Origin of the sequence: Bacillus sp. CH_70 (assembly GCF_038007045.1) — a bacterium.
Classification (GTDB): Bacteria; Bacillota; Bacilli; order Bacillales; family Bacillaceae_G; genus Bacillus_A; species Bacillus_A cereus.
In genome coordinates this window covers 2,389,009-2,415,705 of the sequence record NZ_JBBOWL010000001.1, presented here as the reverse complement: position 1 = coordinate 2,415,705, position 26,697 = coordinate 2,389,009, and the positions used below count along the sequence as shown (strand labels likewise).

Sequence of the window (26,697 nt, the reverse complement as noted above, 5' to 3'; positions counted from 1 at the left end):
AAATTATAGCTAGTATGAGAGTTATTAACAAAATAAGAGATAGTAGCTACGACGCCTCTATCTCCTATTTCATATTTCATTTTTTTACTTATAAATGGCTTTATATGAACAGGGTCTTTCCCTGAGAAAAGTACTCTAATTTTGCTTAGAACTACCTGTACTAGTAGCTTCACCATGTATACGTTGCTGTTTTAAATCAAAGTATACATCTAATACTTCCTTTCCGATTATAGAATTAATTCCATTTTTATCATCATGAAGCCATGGAACTACTACGGAAAATGCTACTTCTGGATTATCATATGGAGCATATCCAACTAACGTTAAATTGTAACATTCCATACGTTCTCCTTTTGCATTTCTACCAATCGGGTCATCTCCACCATATACAGTTTGGGCTGTTCCTGTCTTTCCTGCTGGTTTATATGGCGCGTTTTTGAAATATTTCACGCCAGTTCCATCACCTTCTTGGAATACCCATCTAAACCCTTCTTTTATCCGATCAATATGTTCTTTCTTCATATCAATTCGATTTAATACGACAGGCTCTATGGAACGTATAACTTTGCCAACCTCTTCTTTTATTGATTGTTCTCGTATTTCTTGTACAATTTGAGGTTGCATTCTATAACCACCATTCGCAATCGTTGAAATATATTGCGCTAATTGCAACGGCGTATACGTATCATACTGACCGATAGAAAAATCTAGTAAAAACCCAGGTTGACTATCTACTTTTCTCGTTTGTCCAATTATTTCATTCGGTAAATCAATACCTGTTGGGACACCTAAACCAAATTGCTTGAAATAATAGCGCATCGTATCAAATGCTCCTTGTTTAATATCCAATGAGCCATTTGGTACGTAATTAACTCCCGCAATTTTTAAAGCTGTCTGGAACATGTATACATTTGAAGATACTTGTAAAGCCCGTAAATCATTAATATTACCAAATCCGGATACATTCCACGATTTCTTAGCTTGTGTACCTTTAAATTTCATCGGCGCGTCATAAAATTGATCTCCTGGATGTATTGCGCCTGTCTCATATCCAGTTAATAAAGTAGCACCTTTTACAGCTGACCCTAGCTCATACGAAGTTGTCATGTTTCCTAATGCCAAATCCTCAACCTCTATTTCCCCTTCTTTTTCTACAATCTTTTTGCCTGCCATTGATAAAATTTGTCCGTTATTTGGATTCGTCATGACAACAAAAGCTCGATCGAGCAGTGGCTCTGAACTCTTAAAAGCTCTCAAGTTTTTCTCTATACTTTCTTCCACTTTCTTTTGTAATTCCATATCAATCGTTAATGTTAAACTATTACCACTTTTTCCTTTAGAGATTATTTCTGTGCTAACAATGTTTCCTGATTTATCAGTAATATTTTTCACTTCTTCTTTTGTGCCGTGTAATACATCTTCATATCGTTGTTCAATATAACTTTTTCCAACACGATCATTACGGTTATATCCACGTACTAAATAAGAATCTAAATTTTCTTTCGGTAATCCTTCTTCACTACTCGTAATATTTCCTAATACAGAACGAAATAAATTACCGTTTACATAATTACGTTCCCAATCAACAGTTGCATCTACTCCTGGAAAATTCGCAAGATTTTCGCTTATCCGCGCATACTCTTCATCTGTTACATCTTTTTTAATGATTTGTGGTGTTAGTTGATAACCTGAACTCATTTTACTTTTAATAGCTAACACCTTTAAATCTTGTGCTGTTAATTCTGCTAATTCTACCTCTGTAACACGACCTCGTCTTAAGTCTTCTATTTTTTTATCTAACTCTTTTCCCTCTATACCCTTTTCTTTAAACTTTTCTATATCTTTCTTAGTAATCTTTGTCTCCGCACGTTTCGAATTCAACTGCATCCAAAAATCTTTTTTATCGATATCTGTTAATTTATTTATATCTTGTTCAGGCATTTCAAGTACTTTCGCCAAGTCTTTTGCTGTTTTTAAAATATCTTCACTCGTAATTCCCTTCACCCTTGTATACGTAATTGTGCGAAGAGATTTATTATTAACAACTGTTTTCCCTTCTCGATCTAAAATTTGTCCACGTGGAACTGGAATACTAGTTATTGCATTTTGACTACTTTCCACTTGGTTCTTATAAGCCTCTCCCTCAACGATTTGTACCTTTCCTAGCTGCATAATAATAGCTGAGAATAGTACAAATATGCAAAGGAACATTATATTTAATCGATTAGATATATATGTCTTCTGCTTCTTGCCTTTTTGTTCTTTCATAAATCCTCCATTTAATCCTTTCAGAAATTGCTACAAATACTAAAAGCATTCCTTATATATTAGATACCGATAATCGGTTATAAATATCGCCTCAATTTTTTGCTTAATCCTTGTAAGCAACCATTCCTTTTCGTTTAGCTACGGAATTAATAACTCTCCCTTCCTGTTTTCTCTCTATTTTTTTGCCACTTGCATGAGAAGTGCTAAACTGTATAATGACTCTTATAAAACTTACATATAAACTTGCTAGTAAATTTTCATGCTAATTATTCCTTTCTTCATGCTGTAATACTTAATAGACAACCTAAACAATAAAGTTGTTCCACATTTACAAAAAAAATAATTAAATATAAGATGAAATAGGCTACATAAGGGAGGGTTATATGTTACATATAAAAAGATGGAGATTTTTTGCGGTTTTTTCTATCGTAGGTTTGATTTTACTAATTTTATTAAAAATCAACTTCATTTCAATTACTATCGCAACTTCTTCAGCTGAAAGAGGAAAGATTTTTGATCAAAATGGTGTAATACTAGCTACAAATAAAAAAGTTAAGTCTCTATATTGCACTTCTAATGACGAAAAGCTATCGAAACAAGATACATCAAACACATTAGCTTTTTTTAATCAATTTTCAAGCGAGTTTCAACATGATATTTCTACAGAGAACATAAAATCTCAATTACAACAATCTTGTAAAAAGCAGACTATGAATGATATACCGTTATACTCTGATATAACTGAGAATGAACTTGCATTCATAAACAAAAACAAACCCAATAATGTAATAATTAAAGATGAATGGATTCGATATTATCCTAAACACGAAATTGGTTCACAAGTAATTGGGTATGTAGAAAATGACCTTAATTCAAAGCATAAGGCTGTTGGAAAAAGCGGGATTGAGCTGCAATATGAAAATGATTTAAAAGGAAAACCAGGTAAAACTCTTATTTTTAAATTGAATAATAAAAAATTCTTATGGAATATTCAAAAAGTACAAAAAGGTAAAGATGTACGGCTAGCTTTAGACTCTGAGTTGCAGCAAAAGGCAGAAGAAGCATTAAGATCTCAAATTAAGAAAACACCTGATGCTAAAGCTGGTTATGCTGTAGTAAGCGATGCAAAAACTGGCGCAATTTTAACTATGGCCAACACGGCAGTTTTTGATCCAAATATATTAAATACACGTGTATCTTCTAGAAAAGAAAACATTAACTCTCTTTCGCAAAATAAAGCAATTCAAAAATTAAAGTATGGTGAATCTTATGTAAATATGGCTTCTACTATAAAACCACTCACTATTTTAATTGGATTAAACGAAAAGCTTTTCCAACCCGAAGATACTTATTTAGATAAAGGGACTTTTCAGTATGATAATCAAAATAACATTACGAATGCACCTGGAACGCCAACAGGTGAGATTACACCGAGGCAGGCTATCATTAATTCATCTAACACATTTATGACAGCAAAAGTAGCTCTGCCCCTATTCAACCAAAATAATGGGAATATAGAAAAAGTGGCACATATATGGACAGATTATTTAATGCAATTCGGCCTACGTTCTAAAACCGGGATTGATTTACCCTTTGAAGAAGACGGACAATATGAATTCCATCCATCTAATAAGTTTGAAAATGGAATCTCCGCTTTATTAAACGCCTCTTGGGGAGGAAATGAAGTGCATACCCCTCTTCAACTCGCTCAATATGCAGCAACATTGGCAAGTAAAGGTGATAAATATAAACCTCAAATCGTAAGTGCCATTATTGATCAAGATGGTAAGGAAACAAAAAAGTTTAAACCCATTTTAGAAAGTTCAAATCGTTATCCGATGAACTTTTGGAGTGTCGTGCAAGGTGGAATGAGTCAAAATATAGAGGAAATTAAAAAGTTGCCCTTTGACGTCGCAGGTAAAACAGGTATTACAGGTTTTCCAAATGAGCAAGAAAGAATGATAAATCATTCTCTTTTCATTGCTTATGCTCCTACTGAAGATCCACAAATTGCCGTTTCTGTCGTTATTCCTGGTAGTAATTCAGAAAAAAACATCGCTGCTCTCGTTACATCAGAAGTTTTAAAGTCTTGGAATATACTTCAAAAGAAGGATAAAGATAAAGAGGAAGGTTCATTAAAGTGAACCTTCCTCTTTTACCATATAGATTCTATATTCGTTATTTCCCATATACCTTCATGATTCTTTTCGAACATGAAAGAATATTTAATATCAGTTAAAATATACTTTTTTTGTACATATCCAGTAGTATCACCGTTAATAGTCGATATTTTTATATATCCATCATTCTGCACTTTTTCCGGGATCCAAGCTTTTACCATTTCATTAGATACTTCATATAAAACTTTTGATTCTCGGTTTGGTTCAGCTAAAATTTTCGTTTTGTTTCCAGTAACAGTTGCATATATAAAATGCGCTTGCTTTGGTTGGTTACTTTCTGTCAATCCACTTGGTACTTTGTATACTTTTTTTGTATCATTTGCAAACTCTCCCCCCATTGTAAGAGCGACTTGCAACTCATGAAAAATATCTTCATCAAACTTCAGTTCATCCTTTTTATAACTCTTCCCTTTAAATAGAACTTCATCATTTAACGCTTTGTACAGGTCATTTTCATTTTTTGAGTTCGTACTTTGATAGAGTTCATTCATAAATTGTTTTAATGATGGATCTTGAGCAGACTCATCTTTTGTTTTAGGCTTAATTTGAGTACTACTTTGTACTGGTGATTTATTATCATCAGGCCAAGGTTGTTGAACAATAAAAAATAACATTGTACAAATCAACACAACTACAACAGGCAATACTTTTTTACTAAATGGTCTCTTATTTGTTACAGAATCCACTTCACTATTTTGATATACCGATTGCTTTATTTTATAAATAAATTCTTCTTCATCTTTCCGATGCTTCATTGGGCCTTTTTTCAATTTACTATACCAGTCAGGATTTTGTTTATTGTTCATCACTACTACCCTCCCCTATTAGTTTTGAAACCTTACTTCTCGCTCTACTTAATCTCGATTTTACAGTTCCAATGGATACTCCTAATGTTTCAGCCATTTCTTCATATGATAATTCATATTTTGCGTCCAATATAATTATTTCACGGTGCTTTTTAGGTAGTTTTAATACAACCTTCCACACCTCATTCATCTCTTCTTGGTTAAAAAATTCTTGTTCTGCTGACAGGGATTGCTTATCGTCACTAAAAAATCCTATTAAAGATATCCTTTTAAAATAGGAGGATTTCAAATAGTTTATTGCCGTATTTCTTGTGATTTTTAATATCCACGTTTTAACAGATGACTCCTTTCGAAATGAATTCCAATTTTTAAACACCTTTATAAATACATCTTGTGTGATATCATCTGATAAGTGTGGATCTTTCGTAATAATAAATGAATAATTCCATACATCTTGCCAATAGTCTTTTATAACATAATCCAGCTCATCATGATTACACTTTTCAATAAACGTCTGTTCCATTTCCACACCTCAAACTTATTTGAATAAACATAAAAACTGCCCTCACTTTTATTATGGTTTCAATATATAGACAAGATACAAGTTTCATTTGTTCCATTGTTTATCTTTTTTCAAGCAGAATAATACTACTAAAAAACAAGTAAAGCATACAATGATAAAATTCTACTCATGAAAATCTGTTTTTTGAATTTAACGTAACACTCCACTTGTCCATTTCAATTTGCTATACTCTTCTATTTACCATTAGCAATGCCAACTTTTTAGAAATGAAAATTAAGATAAGGTATTAACTTTCTAGAGTCGCAGTAAAAAAGCATTCTCGATTAGAAAGAATGCTTTTTTGAAATTTAATTGTTCTATATTTTCCCCAATTTATATCTTTGAGTTAAGCAAACATGTAATAAATTTAGTCAAAAAATTCACCTTATAATTAAGTATTATTTCTGAAATACATGTTTTACTTTTTCACCTGGAACGTTACTTCCTCCTCTTCCTTTTACATCTTCAATCATCATTGTAACAATCATGTCTGGCGCATTTGCATCGAAAGCTGCGAACCATCCCAGTTCTTTTCCGTCTGCTTCTTTCGACTCTTTCAGTTCTGCTGTACCAGTTTTACCAGCAAGCGTTACACCATCAACCTTTGCAATTCTCCCTGCACCATCAGGGTCATTAATGACTTTGATTAATGCACTCTTTAATATCTCTTGATTCTTTTTAGAAACCACATTTTCTTTCCAATTCCCTGCTACTTTTGCTTCTTTTAAAAGATGTGGCGACGGAATATTCCCTTCATTCACAATCGGTGCATATGTTAATGCTAAATGAAGTGGCGTCATTAATACTTGTCCTTGTCCATAGCCCGTGTCTGCTAGTTGAATATCGTTTTTTATCCCATCTTTTGCAATGATTGAAATAGGAAATTCGTATTCGATTGGTAATTTTTCATGAAATCCGTACTTTTTAAATTCCTTTACATACTGATCTTTTCCCATTTTCAAAGCTTGTTGAGCAAAATAAATATTATCAGAGTACTTCATTGCCTTATCAAAATCAATTGGACTTGCATCCTTTACACGCGTTACATAGTAATTTCCCCAAGACGAATCTTTTGTCCACTTCAATCCTTGAATTTTAAATTCTTCCTTCGGATTTATTGTGTTTGTTTCCAAACCAATTGCACCTGTGATCGTTTTAAATACGGAACCTGGTACAAATGCTTGTGTAAAGCGATTCGTCATTGGTAGTTTCGAGTCGTTACTCCATGCTTCTCGTTGGGCTTTCGCTGCTCCTCTAACTATTATATTTGGATTATAAGCAGGGCTACTTACAAGTGCGATTGTTTCACCTGTTTTAGGATTGACTGCTGCACTAGACCCTGCTTCATTTTTCATCTCATTAAAGATTTTTTCTTGAATTGCAGCATCAATTGTTAACGTAACATTTTCTCCTTCTTTTGCTTCTTTTTTTGCTACGTTTTTAATCTCTTTCCCATTCTCATCTTCTATAAATACGCGTCCCCCCTTTTCACCACGCAATTTATTTTCTAACACTTTCTCTAAACCGGTCTTACCTACTAAATCATCCGCTTGATAACCTTGTTTTTGAAGTGATTTTAACTCCTCCGCATTCACCTTTCCTATATATCCAGTTAAGTGTGCCGCTGCTTCACCTAATGGATACGTACGAATATTTACTGGGCGAGATGAAACTCCTTCTAATTCAATATAATCATTCTGTCTAGTTCCCTCTTTTAAAATACCAATTGGTACAAAGGAGTCTGGTTTTATCCATTTTGCTGTGAGCTTTTGTTCGACCTCTTCTATAGACATATCAAGTAATTGTGCTACTATTTCTTTCGTTTGCGCTGCTGTTTCGCCTAGTTTCTCTGGAATAATTCCAACCTCAGTTGCTTTACCATTCGTTGCAAGCCCTTTTCCATTGCGATCATATATTTCTCCGCGTTTTCCTTGCTCTATTTGCATACGTACTTTGTAATCTTTTTTCATACCTGGGAAAATGAAGTCTGGTGTCCAATCTATTTTCCAAGATTCTTTATCTTTCACAAGTTTTGCTTCGTGGATGAATGAAACTGGTCCTACATCCGTATCCATCTTAACTTCAAAAAGAAAAAGCTCTTTATCTTTCATATTCTCTCCTTTCATTTTAACTTTTAAATTCTTAGCTCCAATCCCCTCATAGATTTTTTGATATTTTTCTGTGAATTCTTTTTTAGAAATCGATTTTTTTGCATGATCTGATAAATGATCATACATATTTGCAAATTTTTTATCATTCCATAAATTGATATATTCTTCAAATGCTTGTTTTGGCGGTTCGTTTTTATTACATCCTACCAACATAACTGCAACACAAACGAAAAGCAGCATCCATAATTTTTTCAATTCAATCTTCTCCCTTATTTAAAAATGATGATTCCTTTCTTAATTTATTTAATAAAAAATGTTTTAACGCTTAATAGACAGTGTAAGTAATGACATTGTTCCATATTTTAAAAAAATAGACCTAATTGGAATTCATCAGAAATTAATAGATACAAAAAAACGCCATACTTTCTGTAAATTTCTACAAAAAGAATAGCGTTTTCTTATTTTATCTTTCTATATATGCTATACCGTGAGCTCCTTGATTTACAGAAGGATCTGCATTTCGATCTCCTGGATCAACTTCAATGGTATGAACATTCTTGTAATTAACTAAATCTAATACACTTATTGTCCCTGATCTAAGGTTAGAAACAAATCCAACCGTTCCGTCCGTAGAAGAACGCATTGTAATTGGGAGTAAATCTACTTCTATTGTACCTAACACATTTAACGATTCTCCATCAAGAACAGAAACATACCCTGGTGCTGGAGAAAACATATTTCTTGTTCTCTCTCCATTCTTATTCTGAAAACGCGTATGTCCTACCAATACTTTCCCATCATTCGTTACATGAACCGGAGTAATTAAATCTGAAAATGATTTTGTCTTTATAATTTTATCGGTTTCTGTATTAATGATGCTAAGTGTAGGTTGCTCCTCTTTGTAGTCTCCAAGTAAACATGGTGAAGGGATGTAAACTCGATTACCTTTAGGAGAAATAGCTAGTTCTTCACTACCATAGGGCATAGATACTTTTCCAATTAACTCCTTATCATGTGTATCTAAAACCGATATAAAGGGCGCCTCTTTATTAGAGGAATATCCTTTTGTACCATCTGGATTCGTAACAAACCAATGTGCACCTGCTGCTTCTGTAGAGATTCTATCTAGCACTTTTCTCGTGTTAGGATTAATAATTAAAATTCCTCCTTCACCAGATTCAACACTTACATACAATAAGTCTTTTTTTCATTATAAACTAAACCATGTGGTGCAAATTCCGGCAAGATATCAATGATATCAATTACTTTAAATTGATCAATATCGATAACTAAAATTTCATGGCTTTTTTCCGGATTATTTCTATAAAAACCTGAGCGATAAGTAATACTTACATATAACAATTGACGCTTAGAATCGAAACATAATTCATGAGGTTCTGTAACTGGAGAATCTATAACCCCTATTCTTTCAAAATTTTTCGCATTGAAGAAATGGATTTGATTACCGCTGGAGCTAACGACCGCCAATATAGGATTATTTTCTTTAGAAATATTCATTAATTAAACCCTCCTTGTTATTTGTTCCAAATTTCTTAAGTTCCATAGAAATCAGCATATTTAAGTAATTTGTATTATTACTAAGACAAATTATAAACAATTTTCACCTCCTTTCATTTAAATTAGTTTAACTTATAATAAGTTAAACTAACTTTTATTCCGTAAAAATAAGTTGAATTTAATAATCCAACGTATTTATCTACCTTCTCCAACTTTAGCTTTTATACTTACATGTATTTTATTTAATAACCTTCCAATACTTTACTCCTAAATTAATGATGCACAAAAAGCACAGAAAGTAAGTAATTAGCGAAATACCATTTCTTTGTCTCGTGCATTATCAGATACTCATAACATAAGTAAATCAAGCTTAGCTACCATTGAATCAGTTTCCTTTGCTGCCGTTTTTTTTAATTCATTCTGCGTACAGCTCTATTCTTTGGGGAATCTTTCTATAGATTGACAAATTTGCTTCAGATTCTTGTTTTTTATTGCTCTATTCCTGTGTTGAAAAACTAATTATAATTAGTTAGCTTAACTAACTATAATTATAAATACATTTACATTTTATCGCAAGAGTTTTAAGAATCTTCAAATAAATGAATAGAGAGATAGAATTATTTTCATCCTAAGATACATAATCTTAAGTTGATAGTGATGCATAACGAGAATTTCGTACGTTAAGAAAAAAACTTGCTACATATGTATGTAAATTTTAATTGCCTACTAAAAAATAACGTATTTACAGGATGTATGAAAATTATACAAAAAGTAATAATTCATCGTTTACCCAACAATAGATAATATGGATAAAGAAAAAATACTAGAGAATATCACAGTGTAGTAGTCTCAAGTATCTTTTCATAGTATTTTAACGGCTATGCAATACGAAGGGATAAAAAAAGACCTCTTACGGAAAGATAAGAGGTCATCAAGAAGATAAAAATGTTGTATTTGAAACACGCGAGTTTCTAATTCATATCATAACACAATATATTTATATATTCAATATATACATAAAACAAGGGGTATATGTTCAAAAAACACACGGAATATTAATTTGGAACAGTATGTTTTATTCTTTTAACCTATTTCTTCTACAATGCCGTAATTGTAACAATGGATGGTCTCCTCTATATACTGATGAGCAATTGTAGCAAGTTCTTCTAAATTCTCTTCCGTTACCTCGTGAATAAATAGAATAAAATTACTATCGGATTCGGAGTCTGTTGAAATGGAACCATCGATCCGTTATGAAATGTTGAGCTTGCATCTCCTAGATTCCATGTAAATATTCGCTAATTCCAATCCCCTTTCGTGTCTATTTTATGTTTAATATAGTCTCGTACCGTACAAACGGGAAATGTTGTTAATTTGAAAAGAGAGCGGAATAAAATTTCTTTATCGCCTCTGTTCTTTCTTCTGTATGATAGAAAAAACGGAGAAAGATGGAATTTTATCTATCCTTATCACTTGTTAGAAAATTCTAATTTGATTAAATTAAAAGAAAATGATATATTGATTTTAGAATAATAATCCAATTAATGGATGACAACCTAATACCTGTAAGTGGACTATGACAATGTCAGATAAACGGGAGGAATTTAATATGAAAAAATTATGTTCATTTGCTTTAATCGGTGCCTTAACCTTTTCGGGTTTTATCGTTTTAGACAGTACGCTACCTGATAAAGCGCGCGCTGAAGTAAATACGATTAAGCAAGCTTCAGCTGTTGTGGATGATTGGCCATGGCAGACGTATTTCTTATTGCATCACAACGTGGACTATCTACAAGAATTAGCCCCTGGTACGTTAAAACAAGGTGATACGTTTGATACGACGGTATATATAGGCGGAAAAGATGTAGGTGTTGTAAAGATTTATCGATTGAACGGAGAAGGTAAATTGCAACGCTACAAAACCATTTCTGCAGGTGAGGCTGGACACCACTACTATTCTAGGTTCAAAACACCAATTACAACGGTTTATACACCAGGTACATATGTGGCAGTACTAAAAGTAGACAATTCATATTATTATGGTGGCTCCTTCCAAATTACAAAGTAAAACATATAGGTATATTTGTCTGAAACGCACTGGGTTACGGTGCGTTTTTGTTATCTAACGAATAAATGATCACGCGGGAAGTCAAAGCATATTATCGAAACGGAGCTGAATGTGATGAAAATTGTAACAGTTAATGCGGATGCAACAATCCATGTTGGTATTTTAAAAGGGATGACAGGATGTGTTACTAGTTATGATGCGGATACTGGATGGCCGAAATCTAATTGGATTCATTTACAACGGTTATAATTAGGTCTGTATTTCTAACGCAATAAGGTTTGTATAGGATTCTTTAGAAAATTAATATTTGATTTTTATAGTGATTCAATACATTCTATGATTAAAACTAAGTTACATATTTTAAAATCATCACCAGGAGAATCTGCAAATTTACGGGTTCTTATTTAAAACATAATGCCAGAAAAGCTGAGGTGAATAAAGTGCAAAGTTTAAAATCTTTAAAACGTGACGTATACATTTTTCTTCCATTGTCTATTTATTTTTCCTCCATTTTTATTTCATTCTATATTATAGAGAATACATTCAACTTGCTAAGTTTTTTACCAGCACTTGGAACCCTGTATGTCTGGCTAACTAGTGTGATAGACATTAAAAATAAAAATTACAAAATAAAATAAAAAAGCATCTGAACTAGATGCTTTGCTCTTAATGTTATAGAATATTGACGCCCATGACCATACAGCTACCAAAAACAATACATACCAAACCTAAAAATATTAAAAACTCTGGCAGATCAAAATGTTCGAGTAACGCGCCTATTAATAATAAAAAGGGATATACTAGAATTTCAATCCAGGTTACGCCCCCTGCTTTCTTTATTTCTCGGTAAGATACAACGCTGACAAGTAAAACGCCTACTACAATCAACCCTATTCCTAACATCATCCATTCACCCTTTTGAAAATTTAGTATTTCACTTTCATATACTGCTCTTTTACGAGCACCAATAATTCCCTCAGTTTCTTCTCTACAGGATGTTCTTGATTTTCTGGTACTTCTCTCCCGTATGATGAGAAGCTTTGTGAGCAAGCACTAGTTGTAACTGCCAATTTCGCGTATGAGAATGTATGCTCATTTTCTTTACCAATGTTTTCAGTAGTGCCTCCATTTGAACCAACGCGTATACAGCTTTCATCAAGTTTGGTGTGCTTACCTTCCTTGTTAACCGTGTAATACGTGTCATTGACTTCCCCATATTTCATATCGGCTGTAGATGTAACTGCGGTCCCGTCTGCAGAAAAAGTGACGACACGAAATCCATCTTCTTCTGGCAACAACTCAGCTCCTGGAACATTGTATATAACCAAAAGGTCTCCTTCGTATGCTTCAGGAATGAGATAGATTGTATCTGTAATGTCTTTTCCGAATCGGATACAACCGCTTAAAAGAATCATAATAAAGATCCCGCAATACATTATAACTTTTCTCATAGAGTCTCTCCCGTTATGTGTAAGAATGTATAGTATGTATTATATAATTCAATATATTTCCTTGGATAGAATAAGTTTCTAGTTTGAAGACGATTTTACTATTGTCATATAAAAGAGTTATGTCAGTGGATGATTAGCACAAAGAGAAATGGAGTGAATTGATGAGCAGACGTTTTGCATTAACATATGAAAATAAGATTTTGAGAAAGATAATAATTACCGTAAGTATTGTCATACTCGTTTTCATTGCAACAGGGTGTGATTCTGTCCAAAATGAGGTAAAGGATGTAACGGATATTCCGCTTAACAGCAAACTAGATTCCCTTATTTCAGAAAGTATCATTGCCTGGAATCAAGACAAATTAAATCATACAGAAAAACAATTTGAGACGCATGTAATCTATGGAACTGAGATGAAGGATGAAAAAATGTATGTCTACCTCCATTCCCTCATGCAAGGATATAACCGCGAAACACAGACAGTTCCTCAAGCAGGACATTTACTTCCAGTCCGTGTGACAGTCACAAAAAATGGGGATGATTACATCATTGAAGATTACCGTGAACCAGGAGATGGTGCTGAAAATGAACCTACTTTGCGCAACATGTTCCCGAATAAGTATGCGGATCAAGCACTTGCTATATCAAATAAAATAATACAATCATTAGAATCTCGTATGCAAGAATCCGTTTCTAAGTGGCTGGAAGAAACAAATAATGAGAGACAAGAAAGATAACAAATATACTATTTATAATCGAATACAAAACAAAAAAGGAGAGAAATAATCTCTCCTTTTTCTACTTTATACCTAGCATTATTTGTTATATCCACCAAGTTGCTGTTCTGCCATAGCAACGAGACGTTTTGTGATTTCTCCACCTACAGAGCCGTTCGCTCTTGCAGTTGAATCCGCACCTAATTGTACGCCGAATTCTTGTGCAATTTCATATTTCATTTGATCCAGTGCGCTTTCTGCACCTGCAACCACTAAAGAGTTATTACGATTGTTTGCCATCACATATCACCTCCTGTACGTTTAATATGCTACGAAACAAAGAAAATATTATTGGTAAATAAATCCATTTATAACGTGTACTTTTCAACCATTTTACTTTCCCATTACAATTTCAGCATAATAACAGTACCAGTTTTCTTTATTTGCATGAGTTTACAGAATGTGAAATATGATTATGAAGAGTTTTATTTTACAAAAAAATTTATCGATGTAGTTGTATTGCAAGTTCTTCTAAAATATTGACAGATAATATGCCGTGTGTTAAATTCAAAATATTTAAATATTAAGGAGATGAGTGACAGATGTCAGTTAATAAGATAGAAGAATATTGGTATATGTACTCTAAAGAAAATGACTTAAACATGAGTGTTCCAGATGCATGGATGTTTGGAGATGGTTCCAAAGAAATGGGAGATGAATTAGGAAGTTTAGTAGTTAAAGGAATCAAAACAGGAACATGCGCTGCACATTGTGTTTATGAGCTTGAAGGGGAAGAAATTCAAAAAGTTGGTCAGTACGATATTGTATTGGATGGAGACAATAATCCATTAGCAATTATAAAATATACAAAGATTGATTTACTAAAAATGAATGAAGTAACAAGTAATTTTGCAAGATCTGAGGGTGAAGGAGATTTAAGCTATGATTATTGGTATAGTGAGCACGTTAAATTTTTCACTTGGGAATTAAGTCGGTATGGACTTACTTTTACTCCAGACTTAATGCTCGTTTGTCAAACGTTTAAAGTAATGGATGTCTATAAAGATTAAACATGGATGAAAATCAAACATGTTTAATCTTTATATTATGTTTTTAAGCATTTCGTCATGTAAAAAAACAAAATCCCCTTAATACAGGGGTTTTGTAATCTATACTGTTCGTAATCCTTAGTAAACCGTTGATACTGTTTGGATAGTTCATACTCAATTTCATCGTACGCCATTGTACCTGCTAATTCTTTACGTGTCTGTTCTTCAATATATCGAGATACTATAATCAATCCCATCATCTTAACGCCTCACTATTTGGTTCAAAACTAGAGCCATTCGCGGATAAAGCAGAACAACTTTCCCCTTCTTATACCATACTTATCCTTTATTGTTCCTTTATACCTTTAGTAAATGTGTATCGGTAAGGCTTATCGCCTTCTCATACAACTTTGGATGAAGTGAATAGCTGAAAATAAAAGGAACTCTCAGAATAGAGTTTTTAATCAAGTGCGTACCTTTTATTACTTACTATTTAGCCTACGTACATATTACATAGTGTATTTTATCATCCAATAAATTGGATTAAAACCTGGTTAAACTTTTCCCGCTCTTCCCAGAATGTACCGTGACCACTGAATTGAAAAGGTACAAGTTGTGCATTTCCCAATAATTTTTGCGTCTCTTCTCCTTTAGTAAATGGAACAATTTTATCGTGAATACCGTGAATAATTAGCGTCTGTACATTTATTTTACCAAGATCGCTATACACATTTTCATCTCTCAATGTTCTCATAATCGCAGCTGTCGACCAACTAGCCGCTTCCAATCCTAACTGTAGAAACCATTCGGAAAATGGTCCAGTGATTTTCTGAAAGAAAAATTGATTTGTTACACCCTGCAACATATTAGGGCGATCATTCAGTGTGTCTGTAATGAACTTATTCGCAATCTCTTTTTCCACACTAGTCGGAGATGCAGCACCAATTAGGACTAATTTGGATACTCCAAATCCTTGATAACGAGCCATATAACGAATTGAAATTGCACCACCTGTGGAGTGTCCTGCTAGTGTGACATCTTTAAGCTGTAACGCTTTAATTACTACTGCTATATCATCTGCCAATCTATCAAAATTGTATCCACTATATGGTTTGTCTGAATTGCCGTACCCCCTCCAATCAATGCCTATACATCGATATCCCATTGCTGGAAGTACATTGTACTGATATTCGAATTGCTTATGGTTTAATGGCCAACCATGTATAAAAAGTATTGTTTTCTTACCTTTCGGATTTATATCTTCTACAAAAATTCTTACATCAGATTCAACAGGTATTAAGTATCCCATGCAGACTCCCCCATGTAATAAAGATTGCCTCTACAATAAGATATTCAGCTTAAGTGAATCTATGCTGTTTCAAGTCTACTCTAAATTGCCCTAAGGAACAGTTCGACTACAAATAATGATTCATGAAATTCGCGTTACATATACAATCGCAACAGTTGTGTTAGAGAGAGATCCTACTTTCAATTCCTTCATTTGTAAATAAGGTGTTGAAAGTTTTCTACGTACTAAATTTAAATTTACATCTAAATCTTGGACAAATGCGATTTGCGGACCCACAATATTGTATTCAATTTCTGCTTTTGAAATATCTCTTTTTTCTTTCTTTGACACATTTACTAACAAACAATTTAATTTATCTGTATTGAACTGAATAAGTATATAGCCATTTAAAATACTATCCTGAATATCTTCCATTTGATTTGTTATTTTTGAATTCTCAAAGGGTAATACAGACTGAATATCTTGTAACGAATCGAAGCTCTTCTCTTTTATATAAGTCAAAACCTCTTCATGAAATATATTTACATCGATTAATGTTCTAAAATATGAAATGACTATAGCGGAATTATTAGAAGCAATTTCCAACGTTATAAAATCTTTAGATTTTTTAGTAATTTCATTAAATCCTGCAAAGATTCTATAGAGTAAACAGATATTCTTTCATGTGGTTTCAATTGATAATACCCTTCCTTTCAAAAAGAACCTATATATAGTTTTTAGAAATTTCTATTTTAAAAATGAGGGATATTTATATGTCAATATGCTCATTAAAAATAATGCCTTTTTAACTAACTTAACCAAAATTAGTTAAAAAATGTATTACAAGTAAAAATTTGAAATGTCTCCAAGAAAAATTACAATATTAAAAACATCCTTTCTTTTGGTTCTAAAGAAAGGATGTTTTTATAACAGGCTTTTTCAAGTGTCTATTCTATAGGGTACATTTACCAGTGTTCTTCTCTTTATTATTTCATTAAGTAACATTGGCATTACATTCTGTATGGTTTCTTAAAAAATTTCAGTAAGAGAATATCTTAATTTTGAAGTGTACAAATAGGGAGAGTGACTTCAACTGTAGTCCCCTTATTCATTTCACTCTTAATAAATATCTTTCCCTGATGTGTTTCAATGATTTTATAACAGATCATTAATCCTAAGCCAATCCCCTCTTCTTTAATACTATAAAAAGGTTCTCCGAGGTATGGTATACGTTCTTTTGGAATCCCACACCCTTGATCGATAAAACGAATGCTTACTTGATTATTATCAAGTATATTTATTTGAATCAGAATTTCCCCTCCCATCGGCATAGATTCAATTGCATTTTTTAATATATTAACAAATACTTGTTTTAATTGATTTCCTTCACATGAAATCAATGGAATACCAGGGTTAAGATCGATTCTAAATTTTATATTATGCATCATTGCTTGAGGTTGTAGTAGCATTAAAACTTGATCCATTAGCACACTAATGTTATTAGGTTGCATTTTTACTACCTGTGGTTTGGCTACCGCCATAAATTCAGTTGTTATGCTCTCTATACGCTCAATCTCTGATGATACTATATTAATATAACCCTGATTATTCTCATTTTCCGTTGATTTTAGTAATTGCATGAACCCTTTCATTGCAGTTAATGGATTATTAATCTCATGAGCCATTACAGTCGCTAATTGTCCTACAACAGCAAGTTTTTCAGATTTTCGTAATAATTCTTCTGTTTTTAGCCGTTCAGTGATATCACGAGAAATACTTAGAAAAACTTTTTTACCATTTAAGTTAAAAACACGAACACTAAACTCAGTTGTTATTACTTTTCCTGTTGGAAAAACATATTCATCTTGCAAAGTGAAGAAAGTTTGTCCTTTTTTAATTTTTTCTAATAACCTTACGATTATTTGAGAATCTTGTGGTACTATATTTGAAAATGATAATGAGAGCAACTCTTCTCTACTATATCCAAATCTTCTACACCCAACAGGGTTTACCTCAATAAATCGACTTGGAGCATTATCTTCATTCAGCTCTACTACATATACCGCATCAGTTGCTTGTTCGATTAGTGCACGGTACTTCATTTCACTATCTCTTAGTTGCTGGTGTAATCGATGCCGTTCTCTTTCTGCTTGTTTTCTTTCAGAGATGTCTCTACATATTGCTGATAAAGCTATCACATTTCCTCTTACATCTAGTATAGGAGAAACTGTCAGACTGATATCAAGAAGACTCCCATCACTCCGTTGTCTAACAGTTTCTAATCTAGTAACCACCGATTCACCTGTTAGAATTTTCTGAATATTTTTGAGCGATTCTTCCATTAAAAAATCTGGTACACAAGGTAATCTCTTACCTATGATTTCTTGTGATGACCACCCAAATATCTTTTCATAAGCTTTATTGGCTTGTAAAATATGCCCTTCTCGATCAGAAATGGTAATAGCATCTAGATTGTGCTTTATAAATGATTCTAATAATTCTTTGGTAGCGCTTAATTCTGATTCTACCTTTTTCCTTTCGGTTATATCAACTGTAGAACCAACAACTTCAATAACTTGTCCATTTCTTTTAATCGGCCTAAGCGCAATAAGAATAATAGTTTTATCATTTGGCCAAGGTAATTCAAATATAATTTCTTTTCCTTCCCATGCCTTAAGATAGTACTTCATCAATTGTGGAACTAAATGTGGAGGAACAATAGAAGCATCAATAGTACGTAAGCTTTTTCCTACCACCTGTTCAGAATAAAATTCGTTTTGATAATAAAACTGTCCATCACATAAAGTGTGTATAAAGTGCTTACCCACTTTTTTAAATTTAAAAATTCCTCCTTGAAGCTCATGTACGGTATCTGTAAGTTCTTGCTTCGATTTTTTTAATTCTCGATTCATTTTAGATAAGTCCCGTGTTAAATAATACAATCTCTGGTAGGCTTCCATAAGAAATAGCCCAATTAAAAGTCCTAACGCTATATATAATAAGCCTCCTTTGTAAAGTAATGTAATATTAAATAATACGCCAACTAACCACTTTATTCCAATAAAAACAGAAAAATATAAAGATGCACTTTTAAAAGGATGTAGTTTTTTAAAATAAGTTTTAAAATTAGAAAATAGAATTCCCATACATAAATAAGCAATCACAGGAGGTTCCCAATACCCTCCAATGTAAAATATACGCATTAAAATTATGCTAATTAACGTAATCCAACCAGCAATACGGCCAAAGTAAATAAAAGATAGAATAAGAGGAACAATTCGAAGATCGTAGGAAAATCCCATGTATGGAAAAGAAAAGAACATTAACGTAACTGCAATAATCCCTCCATAGAGCTTTTCGAAATATCGACTAGAATTAATTGTAAACACTTGAATAAATATTGCTGCGCTAACTAATAAAGAAAAAATAGAAAGATTGATGAAATAATCTTTAATAATCATGTAATGTCCCTCCTTGCATTAAGTGTATTCGACAAAAAAACTAAAAATCCTACAAATAGTATAAACAGTTCAAATGCATAAAATTTAAACTAGGATAAAATCTAGAAAAGAAAATAAGGCGAACAGCAGATGAGATATTTTAATGAAAAATAGTTCAAAAAAGATAATAGTAACCGTTGACTACTATTATCTTTTTTCTTTAAGTTATCGTAATATGTCTGAAACTCTAAGGGACGTGGTATGTCATTTCATCGAATAATGATTATATGCCGAGTCATAAATATAGAAATTTCAGCCGTAATTTTTAAAAAATAACACAAAAAACAAATCTATCTTTGAAAATGGAAAAAACCTATATAAATGTCAACTAATCTATGTACAAAAACGTTCACTTAATTTTGCATAAAATTACTCCACTTAGGAAGCGAAGTAGTTCTTCAGGGTCGATAAGAACACCTGTAGATGCTTCAGGATAACTACATAATTGTATGCGTAATGTACTTGAAACCGTTCGGTAAAACCATACACATAATACAACTAACTCCATGGTTCAATATTTACTTTTTCGTTGAACAAATTCTTTTTCTTGAGCAAAGTATTCTAGGATTTAAGGAGATTTTCAAATTAACTTGATGTCTAGTTTATTGTCCAGCTTTAATTACTTCGTTACTTTTCAGATTCAGTTCATTATATTTTGTACTTTGTCTTTATATACAACATATTCTTTACCATCCACTACTGCTACTACCGCAAATTCATCATTTGGATTGAATGAAAGCCAATCAGCCCACATGTTAGTATTAGCCTCTCCACTCCACATATTATGAACAGTGTTTTTAGTTAAATTCATAACTTTATAAGACGCATTTGGCGCATTTGTTCCAGTCTTTATTTCAAAAGTGTATGCGTTATGAATTTTTTTATAAAAGTAGAAAACATTTGATGGACGAAGCTGATTCAAAAAATCCTGTTCTTTTTTCTCTGCAATTTTTATCCCTTCTTGCAAAGTGACAACATCTGTTTTTAATGTTTTCCAACTGTTTTTCGCTGCATTCAAGCTAGGGGTTAAGAATTTATATTTATTTTGATCAGCTTTTTGATCAGCTTTCTCAATATGTCCCAGTACACCCGAATATTGAGAATCTAAATCCTCCCATTGCGTAGACATATAAGTAAGAGCAGTGATAGCACTATCAAGCATACTATGCATATCACTAATATTATGAAATGCAACTCCAACTACACGATTCAATGTTATTTTATAATCTACAGTCTGACGCAATTTTGCTAATTCAGGTTCTAGCCAACCTAACTTACCTCTTGCATCACCTATCATGATGCCACCAGCAATCAAGGTTGGAATAAAGGGGATTTTCACCATGTCTAATCCCTTAGATTCTATGTCTTTCTGATATTTTACTTGTCCTAAAAGGTCCTCTAGACGCTTTTGGTCAGCCTCCACATCAGCACCTTGGTTTTTTAAAATCGATTGCAATGTCTCTTTATGACTTCCAAATGTTCTAACATCTTCTCCAATAGCATTTTTTAATTGAATTAATTCTTCTATTAATGCTTTTGCAGACTTTTGATTTTGTTGAATTCCCCCCTGTAAATCTGTAATCCCTTTTTTTAAAGTATCTCCATTTCCATTATTAATCGCCTCTACTAATGTTTCATAATAATTTTCAAATTTTGTATCGTATTCTATAATGCCTGTCAATGTATCAAAAAGCTGTTTTTTTACTTGTGTATTCCATGTAACAGCATGTGCTCTTGCATTCTTTTGATCTTGTACAATTTTACTAGGTAAATCTGCATTTCCATTAATAGTTATTCCTTCAAAACTCACATCTGGATTATTAATTAGCAAATAAGAATATTCATTCATAGCTTTTGCAAATAAACCAGCATCTTGCAAAGCTTTTTTCATCTGTTCTTCATTTGCTGAAAGAGATATATTTTCATTGTTCGTTTGTTCAATTTCAATTGCAAAAGTTTCTAGTGGTATGACTGCATAAGTAGTTGTTATAGTTAAAAACGCTGATACAGCGAGTAGTTTATTAGGGATTTTTTTCATCATTTCGTATTCCTCCTATATAAGGTATGGTTTCAAGTTCTAATCTTATTAAAAAGCGATGTCTTTCAAAATGAGTTCTACATCTTTTATCAGTATCGTTTGAACTTTCTTTAGCAGCCTTCAAATCATTAAGTATTAAAGAAAATGTATATAATCTGCTTCAAATTAACCGATTCTGTTGCAAATTTTAAAAAAGCAATTAAACTACAAGGTTATTTTTTATTCGAATCATACTTATATATAATTGAAAGGCGAAGTCTTTAATGAGACTCCGCCTTTCTGTTATATAAGGATTTATTAATTAGTACTTTTCTGTTTAACAGTGTAATCATAGACTTTCTATGTTTTAGTTCACTTTACAACAGAATTAATATTTCCCTATTTTTGTGGAGTAACTGTTTCCACTTTTAATTCCTTTATTCCTTCTTTTAATGTAACGGCATCTGTTCGTAATGTTTTCCAACTATCTTTCGCTGCATTTAAATTAGGTTTTAAGAATTTAAATTTATTTTGATCCGCTTTTTGAGCTGCATTCTCAATATGCCCTAGAACGCCCGAATATTGAGAATCTAAATCATGCCACTGCGTTGACATATAAGTAAGAGCGTTAATAGCATCATCAAGTGCCTTGTGCATTTCATTAATATTACTATAAGCAACTCCAACTACACGATTTAATGTTACTTTATAATCCACGGTCTGACGTAATTCTGCTAATAAAGGCTCTAACTTACCTAAGTTGTCTCTTGCTACTCCCACTATAATACCGCCAATTATTGGTAGACCCAAAATAGCACCCTTCATTACATTAAACCCATCAGATTCTAATTGTTTATAATAGTTTACTGATCCTAATACTTCTTCTAGACGCTTTTGATCTGCATCAACATCTGCACCTTGGTTTTTTAGAATCGATTGCAAAAGATCTTTATTGCCTCCAAATGCTCTAACATCTTGTCCAATAGAGTCTCTTAATTTAGTTAATTCTTCTATTAATTGTTGTGCGTACTTTTGGTTTTGTTGAATTTCACCTCGTAAATCTGTAATTCCTTCTTTTAAAGTTTCTCCATCCCCTGTATTAATCGCCTCAACCAATGTTTCATAATAATTGTCGAACGTGGTATCATATTCAACAATACCAGTCAATGTATCTAAAAGCTGTTTTTTTACTTTCGTGTCCCAAGTAACAGCATGTGCTCTTGCATTCTTTTGATCTTGTACGATTCTACCAGGTAAATCTACATATCCATTAATAGTAATTCCTTCAAAATTTACATCAGGATTCTTAATTAACATATAAGAATAGGCATTCATAGATTTTGCAAATAATCCAGCCTTTTGCAAGGTCTCTTTCATTCTCGCTTCATTTGCAGAAAGAGCCGTATCTCCATTGTTCGTTTGTTCAATTTCACTTGCAAAAGTTGCTACTGGTGAGACTACAGAAGTTGCTGTCATAGTTAAAAGAGCCGATGCGACGATTAGTTTGTACGGGATATTTTTCATCATTTTATATTCCTCCAATATAATTTTTCATTTTCAGTTCTATTCCTGTTTAAAAGCAATGTCTTTTGAAATGAATTCTGCATCTTTATGAATATCATTCCAACTTTCTTTAGCAGCTTTTAAATCATCCGGTATTAAAGAGAATTTGTGGTCTTGCATAGAATCGATATTATCCAGTAAATCTGTATAATTTGCGCCCATTGTATTCCATTGCTTTTGAATATTTGTTAGAGACAATATCGCTTGATCTACAGTCTGGTACAGATATGCCAATGTTTCTTTCGCGTTAGTAAGCGAAAGAACTGCTTGATTAGCACGATCTGCTTTCATACTTAATTCTCCGATTTTGTTAGAAATTTCGTTATAGGAGTCCATATGCTTAGATGCCGTGACACCAGCCGCAGTTCCTAGACCGATACCAGCTGCTCCAAGAGCTGAAAGTCCACCAACAACAGCCGGTGTTGCTGTACCACCAGTTACAACAATTACAACCGCTCCTCCAATAGCTGCAATAACTAAAATAGCTGCTCCCAATCCACCACCAATTGACCATGCTAATACATCATCAAAATGTTTTTTCTGAGTAGAACGAAGTTGCTCAATTTCAGCTTGAAGTTGTGGAATCGTTGCCTGTTGACCTGCTAATATTGCAGTTAATCCACCTTTCCCATCTGGACCACCAACATTATTTTTAAAATCTGTAGAATTTTGATATAGTTTCCCTTTGAAGTCTTGTAGCATCTTAATCACATCTGTAACTTCTTTTGAATTTGTATTGATTGTAGTAATTAAATCATTTATACCCTCTTTTAGACCTGCCTTATCTTTCTTTTGTACAGTTTCTACTAATGTGTCGTAATAATTTTGAAATTGTTCATCGTAATTTACAATATTACGAGCAGTTTTTTGAATCTGTGGCTTCGCTGTATCTAACCAGTAATTCGCATTGATTCGTGATAGCTCTTGATTAAGGTGAATATTTTTGAGCAACTCTCCCCCCTCTGAGCCTAAATCAATATTAGATAAATTTACATTTGGTTGCTTAATCATTGTTTTTGCGTATAAATCCATTACTAGAATATGAGATCCTGTTTCAGCTAATGCTTTCTTCAGTCCTTCGGGGCCTAATGCATAATTGCCTACTTTTTGTTCTTGAGCGGTCGTTTCTTGTGCAAATGCATGAATAGTGTTACCGGTAGTAGCAGTTATAACAGTTGCTAATGTAGCTAAAGTTAGTACTTTGAATGGAAATTTTTTCATGACTATTCTCCTTCTTTCGCTAAATGCTTATAATCTTTATGAATTCCGAAAAAACGCAATATTAAAATTTATATACTTGTTCTTCAAGGTAACTTATTACATTTTTTAATTGTCTTAATGTATCTTTTTGAGACTGCTCGCTAGTTGTATCAACATTAGTAGATAATTTTGTAATGCTATTTTTTATTAGATTTAAATCTTCTTTATAGCGCTTTAGTAGATCAAGTTCTACATCTACTTGATTTGCAAACGTATGCAAATCATTTTGTGTAAGAAGAAGCATTGATTTTTGTAAATCAGCTATTGATAGTTTCGTTGTTAAATCATATATTTTTTGATTTTGTTTCTCTAAATCATCTAAATATGCTCGCTGTTCTGCTGTTAATTTATTTACTTCAGCAAAAACGCCAAATGTTTTCTTAATCTTTTCGGTATCAATGACCTTCATCAGGTCATACTCTTGTGTTTTTGCTGCGGCTGCGGCTGCTATTTCACCTTGTTTGCTTTTCTCAATTGCTTCACGAGCTGCTTTTTTTGCTGATTCAATCTCTAGAGCAGTTTTACCTTGCTCTGTTGCTTCTTGCACTGCTTTTTTCTCTGCTTCTAGAATAGAGTTGTTAATTTCTTTTCCTTTGTTATACGCTGCCACCCCTGCTTGAGCAGCTGGTTCAATAATTTCTTTTGAAAGACTATAAACTTCTTTGAATATAGCAAATCCCTGTTCATTTAAAGCCCCTGGTATTAAGGCAATTTGCTGTAAATCATTTTGAATTGCTTTTTTGGTATTTAATATTTCATTTTTTAACTGGTCTATTTTTCCTGTTCCATCTGTACTTAGTATGCCTTGAGCAGTTGCCACATTGGTATCAAAATCTTTTAATTTTTTATCAAGCTGTAATTTAAGATCTGTTAATTCATTGATTTGCCGTTGCGTATTTTCTTGATTCGTCATAGCCATTTCTTGAAGTACTTCAAGTCTATCCGAAAACCCTTCTCTATCTTCTTTATTGTCTACAAACGATTTTAATGTCGGGTAATAGCTATTAAATTTTGTTACAAATCCTTTACTTTTTGAATTTAATAGAATTAACTGTGGATAGAGTTCCGATGACCATTCCTTCATATCTTGTTTGATTAGGAATTGATTTGTATTTAAAGCTGTGACTTCCTCTAACTGTACATTAGGACTCATTAAAGATTGATCAATATACGTTTGGATTAATTTAGATTGCGCACCTAATTTTCGTAATGAAGAGGAAATATCCATGCCTTCCTGTTGAGTTTCCGCTTGAACGATTGGTGTTGCCAGAGTATTGATAGGAATATTTCCTCCAGTTACAATGGATGTGACTAATAATCCTGTAATTATTTTAGTTTTCATTCCGTACACTCCTTTACCATTGTTTTTATAACTTAATTCATATAACTTGTATGACCTCTCTCGTTGTAAACTGATTAAGAAGGAGAAATCTTTCAGATAGGATAATATCGTTATTTTTTACTTCTAATAGAATGTAAGGATTTTACTTACCTCTCACTTCGATACTCTATTTTTTCAAATATAAATAACAAAAATTTATTAACTATATTTGAATCAAGCACCCTATGAATAGTAAATGTGTAATTCTTCCCTAGAATTGCGGTTAAACTTACAGAACCGCGAGAATCAATAAACCAATGCTTACAGTTAATCTTGCCATAACATTGTTTAATTTAAATTTAATAATATTACTCTTAGTTTTATCAGCAAACTCCTTACTAGACTACAAAAGGTAAAATTATACTGTACATCGCTTATACTTTTATTGCGGAATAACTTCACTTTTGTTATGCAGAAACTTAGAACACGTTTATTACAAATTTGATTCTTGACCTCTTGTGAATAAATTTACTATTTAGAATATTATTAACGACATAATGTTACTTACAACTTCACTATAATTCCTATTAGCGTAACCTTCTCCTTTCTATCTGGTCATACCAGTTATGTTGTTCATTAAAACATTAAATTTTTAATGCGTAAATAGAAAAATTTTGTCGATTAAGCTCGATAATTTACTGTTAAATAAAAATATGCCCCGGAAAAAATTATATAAATATAGTTATTCATAAATTTCATTTCTGTAATTGTAATGATTACAAATTAATGTGTATACGGTTAAAAATAACTATTTTCGCTCAACCAAGAAATTTTATTTTAGAAAAAATACTTATAGAATAATATAATAGGTCTTTTTATACTTTTTTACCTTTATTTAGTTATGTATAATTGCATAAAATGTAGATATATTTAGTAATATATGTTATATTGTTGATCTTTTTACAAAACATCCTAATATCATTATTAATAAATATCTAATATGAAGATATTAGTCTATA

At 32.4% G+C, this 26,697-nt stretch carries 21 protein-coding genes and 1 pseudogene; 5 read left to right on the top strand and 17 right to left on the bottom strand.

Annotated features, from left to right (window positions below; genetic code table 11):
- Window positions 1-135: 135 nt before the first annotated feature.
- A complete protein-coding gene (locus N2V79_RS12240) occupies window positions 136-2,268 on the bottom strand; it encodes a peptidoglycan D,D-transpeptidase FtsI family protein (protein WP_340719905.1) in 2,133 nt (710 codons plus the stop codon).
- Between the two features lie 383 nt (window positions 2,269-2,651).
- On the opposite strand from N2V79_RS12240, the gene N2V79_RS12235 reads away from it, so the two are divergent.
- Window positions 2,652-4,412: a peptidoglycan D,D-transpeptidase FtsI family protein gene (locus tag N2V79_RS12235; protein WP_071730009.1), complete on the top strand. Its 1,761-nt coding sequence runs from the start codon at window positions 2,652-2,654 to the stop codon at window positions 4,410-4,412.
- A gap of 11 nt (window positions 4,413-4,423) precedes the next feature.
- Here the strand turns inward: N2V79_RS12235 and N2V79_RS12230 are convergent, their stop codons facing one another.
- The 5 genes from N2V79_RS12230 to N2V79_RS12210 all read right to left on the bottom strand — a co-directional run bounded on the left by N2V79_RS12230 (window position 4,424) and on the right by N2V79_RS12210 (window position 9,445).
- Entirely contained in the window at window positions 4,424-5,254 is an 831-nt protein-coding gene (locus N2V79_RS12230; RefSeq protein ID WP_098852516.1) for an anti-sigma factor, read from the bottom strand.
- Complete coding sequence (locus N2V79_RS12225) at window positions 5,244-5,777, bottom strand: RNA polymerase sigma factor (RefSeq protein WP_053564459.1); 534 nt, start codon at window positions 5,775-5,777, stop codon at window positions 5,244-5,246. The genes N2V79_RS12230 and N2V79_RS12225 overlap by 11 nt, the downstream gene beginning before the upstream one ends.
- Before the next feature lie 437 nt (window positions 5,778-6,214).
- On the bottom strand, window positions 6,215-8,182 hold the full coding sequence (locus N2V79_RS12220) for a penicillin-binding transpeptidase domain-containing protein (protein WP_340719904.1): 1,968 nt from the start codon (window positions 8,180-8,182) through the stop codon (window positions 6,215-6,217).
- A 208-nt stretch (window positions 8,183-8,390) separates the two neighbouring features.
- On the bottom strand, window positions 8,391-9,122 hold the full coding sequence (locus N2V79_RS12215) for a YncE family protein (RefSeq protein WP_340719903.1): 732 nt from the start codon (window positions 9,120-9,122) through the stop codon (window positions 8,391-8,393).
- On the bottom strand, window positions 9,113-9,445 hold the full coding sequence (locus N2V79_RS12210) for a YncE family protein (protein WP_340719902.1): 333 nt from the start codon (window positions 9,443-9,445) through the stop codon (window positions 9,113-9,115). The genes N2V79_RS12215 and N2V79_RS12210 overlap by 10 nt, the downstream gene beginning before the upstream one ends.
- A 1,609-nt stretch (window positions 9,446-11,054) precedes the next feature.
- Here N2V79_RS12210 and N2V79_RS12205 point away from each other — a divergent pair.
- On the top strand, window positions 11,055-11,513 hold the full coding sequence (locus N2V79_RS12205; protein WP_023521971.1) for a DUF5065 family protein: 459 nt from the start codon (window positions 11,055-11,057) through the stop codon (window positions 11,511-11,513).
- Window positions 11,514-11,627: 114 nt separating this feature from the next.
- Entirely contained in the window at window positions 11,628-11,762 is a 135-nt protein-coding gene (locus N2V79_RS12200) for a hypothetical protein (protein ID WP_255288170.1), read from the top strand.
- Between the two features lie 423 nt (window positions 11,763-12,185).
- On the opposite strand, the gene N2V79_RS12195 is transcribed toward N2V79_RS12200, so the two are convergent.
- Both N2V79_RS12195 and N2V79_RS12190 read right to left on the bottom strand, forming a co-directional pair.
- Window positions 12,186-12,419, bottom strand: a complete 234-nt coding sequence (locus tag N2V79_RS12195) for a hypothetical protein (protein WP_002152897.1) — start codon at window positions 12,417-12,419, stop codon at window positions 12,186-12,188.
- A gap of 20 nt (window positions 12,420-12,439) precedes the next feature.
- Window positions 12,440-12,964 (bottom strand): DUF6843 domain-containing protein, encoded by a 525-nt coding sequence (locus N2V79_RS12190; RefSeq protein ID WP_340719901.1) that lies wholly within the window; start codon window positions 12,962-12,964, stop codon window positions 12,440-12,442.
- Between the two features lie 161 nt (window positions 12,965-13,125).
- Between N2V79_RS12190 and N2V79_RS12185 the strand changes: the two genes are divergently transcribed.
- Window positions 13,126-13,701 carry a hypothetical protein gene (locus tag N2V79_RS12185; RefSeq protein WP_053564467.1) on the top strand — a complete coding sequence of 192 codons (576 nt, stop codon included), beginning with the start codon at window positions 13,126-13,128 and terminating at the stop codon, window positions 13,699-13,701.
- A gap of 78 nt (window positions 13,702-13,779) precedes the next feature.
- On the opposite strand, the gene N2V79_RS12180 is transcribed toward N2V79_RS12185, so the two are convergent.
- On the bottom strand, window positions 13,780-13,980 hold the full coding sequence (locus N2V79_RS12180) for an alpha/beta-type small acid-soluble spore protein (protein ID WP_000002881.1): 201 nt from the start codon (window positions 13,978-13,980) through the stop codon (window positions 13,780-13,782).
- Between the two features lie 302 nt (window positions 13,981-14,282).
- On the opposite strand from N2V79_RS12180, the gene N2V79_RS12175 reads away from it, so the two are divergent.
- Window positions 14,283-14,750 (top strand): ASCH domain-containing protein, encoded by a 468-nt coding sequence (locus tag N2V79_RS12175; RefSeq protein ID WP_053564468.1) that lies wholly within the window; start codon window positions 14,283-14,285, stop codon window positions 14,748-14,750.
- 35 nt (window positions 14,751-14,785) lie between these two features.
- Here the strand turns inward: N2V79_RS12175 and N2V79_RS12170 are convergent, their stop codons facing one another.
- From N2V79_RS12170 to hblC, 8 genes and pseudogenes are all read right to left on the bottom strand, one after another.
- On the bottom strand, window positions 14,786-14,989 hold the full coding sequence (locus tag N2V79_RS12170; protein WP_016081592.1) for a hypothetical protein: 204 nt from the start codon (window positions 14,987-14,989) through the stop codon (window positions 14,786-14,788).
- Window positions 14,990-15,255: 266 nt separating this feature from the next.
- A complete protein-coding gene (locus N2V79_RS12165; RefSeq protein WP_053564469.1) occupies window positions 15,256-16,038 on the bottom strand; it encodes an alpha/beta fold hydrolase in 783 nt (260 codons plus the stop codon).
- 126 nt (window positions 16,039-16,164) lie between these two features.
- A pseudogene (locus tag N2V79_RS12160) lies at window positions 16,165-16,712 on the bottom strand (spore germination protein); the annotation flags it as partial.
- A 360-nt stretch (window positions 16,713-17,072) separates the two neighbouring features.
- Window positions 17,073-19,478 (bottom strand): PAS domain S-box protein, encoded by a 2,406-nt coding sequence (locus tag N2V79_RS12155; protein WP_340719900.1) that lies wholly within the window; start codon window positions 19,476-19,478, stop codon window positions 17,073-17,075.
- A 679-nt stretch (window positions 19,479-20,157) separates the two neighbouring features.
- Window positions 20,158-21,558 (bottom strand): hemolysin BL regulatory component HblB, encoded by a 1,401-nt coding sequence (hblB, locus tag N2V79_RS12145; protein ID WP_340719899.1) that lies wholly within the window; start codon window positions 21,556-21,558, stop codon window positions 20,158-20,160.
- A gap of 375 nt (window positions 21,559-21,933) precedes the next feature.
- Window positions 21,934-23,061 (bottom strand): hemolysin BL binding component B, encoded by a 1,128-nt coding sequence (hblA, locus tag N2V79_RS12140; RefSeq protein ID WP_000977258.1) that lies wholly within the window; start codon window positions 23,059-23,061, stop codon window positions 21,934-21,936.
- A 36-nt stretch (window positions 23,062-23,097) separates the two neighbouring features.
- Entirely contained in the window at window positions 23,098-24,318 is a 1,221-nt protein-coding gene (gene hblD, locus N2V79_RS12135) for a hemolytic enterotoxin HBL lytic component L1 (RefSeq protein WP_000714435.1), read from the bottom strand.
- Window positions 24,319-24,379: 61 nt separating this feature from the next.
- Window positions 24,380-25,699 carry a hemolytic enterotoxin HBL lytic component L2 gene (gene hblC, locus N2V79_RS12130; RefSeq protein WP_078401515.1) on the bottom strand — a complete coding sequence of 440 codons (1,320 nt, stop codon included), beginning with the start codon at window positions 25,697-25,699 and terminating at the stop codon, window positions 24,380-24,382.
- Window positions 25,700-26,697: the final 998 nt, after the last annotated feature.

Coding starts and splice junctions, on each gene's coding strand:
- N2V79_RS12240 (WP_340719905.1), bottom strand. CDS start 2,268: ATGAAAGAACAAAAAGGCAAGAAGCAGAAGACATATATATCTAATCGA.
- N2V79_RS12235 (WP_071730009.1), top strand. CDS start 2,652: ATGTTACATATAAAAAGATGGAGATTTTTTGCGGTTTTTTCTATCGTA.
- N2V79_RS12230 (WP_098852516.1), bottom strand. CDS start 5,254: ATGAACAATAAACAAAATCCTGACTGGTATAGTAAATTGAAAAAAGGC.
- N2V79_RS12225 (WP_053564459.1), bottom strand. CDS start 5,777: ATGGAACAGACGTTTATTGAAAAGTGTAATCATGATGAGCTGGATTAT.
- N2V79_RS12210 (WP_340719902.1), bottom strand. CDS start 9,445: ATGAATATTTCTAAAGAAAATAATCCTATATTGGCGGTCGTTAGCTCC.
- N2V79_RS12205 (WP_023521971.1), top strand. CDS start 11,055: ATGAAAAAATTATGTTCATTTGCTTTAATCGGTGCCTTAACCTTTTCG.
- N2V79_RS12200 (WP_255288170.1), top strand. CDS start 11,628: ATGAAAATTGTAACAGTTAATGCGGATGCAACAATCCATGTTGGTATT.
- N2V79_RS12195 (WP_002152897.1), bottom strand. CDS start 12,419: ATGATGTTAGGAATAGGGTTGATTGTAGTAGGCGTTTTACTTGTCAGC.
- N2V79_RS12190 (WP_340719901.1), bottom strand. CDS start 12,964: ATGAGAAAAGTTATAATGTATTGCGGGATCTTTATTATGATTCTTTTA.
- N2V79_RS12185 (WP_053564467.1), top strand. CDS start 13,126: ATGAGCAGACGTTTTGCATTAACATATGAAAATAAGATTTTGAGAAAG.
- N2V79_RS12180 (WP_000002881.1), bottom strand. CDS start 13,980: ATGGCAAACAATCGTAATAACTCTTTAGTGGTTGCAGGTGCAGAAAGC.
- N2V79_RS12175 (WP_053564468.1), top strand. CDS start 14,283: ATGTCAGTTAATAAGATAGAAGAATATTGGTATATGTACTCTAAAGAA.
- N2V79_RS12170 (WP_016081592.1), bottom strand. CDS start 14,989: ATGATGGGATTGATTATAGTATCTCGATATATTGAAGAACAGACACGT.
- N2V79_RS12165 (WP_053564469.1), bottom strand. CDS start 16,038: ATGGGATACTTAATACCTGTTGAATCTGATGTAAGAATTTTTGTAGAA.
- N2V79_RS12155 (WP_340719900.1), bottom strand. CDS start 19,478: ATGATTATTAAAGATTATTTCATCAATCTTTCTATTTTTTCTTTATTA.
- hblB (WP_340719899.1), bottom strand. CDS start 21,558: ATGATGAAAAAAATCCCTAATAAACTACTCGCTGTATCAGCGTTTTTA.
- hblA (WP_000977258.1), bottom strand. CDS start 23,061: ATGATGAAAAATATCCCGTACAAACTAATCGTCGCATCGGCTCTTTTA.
- hblD (WP_000714435.1), bottom strand. CDS start 24,318: ATGAAAAAATTTCCATTCAAAGTACTAACTTTAGCTACATTAGCAACT.
- hblC (WP_078401515.1), bottom strand. CDS start 25,699: ATGAAAACTAAAATAATTACAGGATTATTAGTCACATCCATTGTAACT.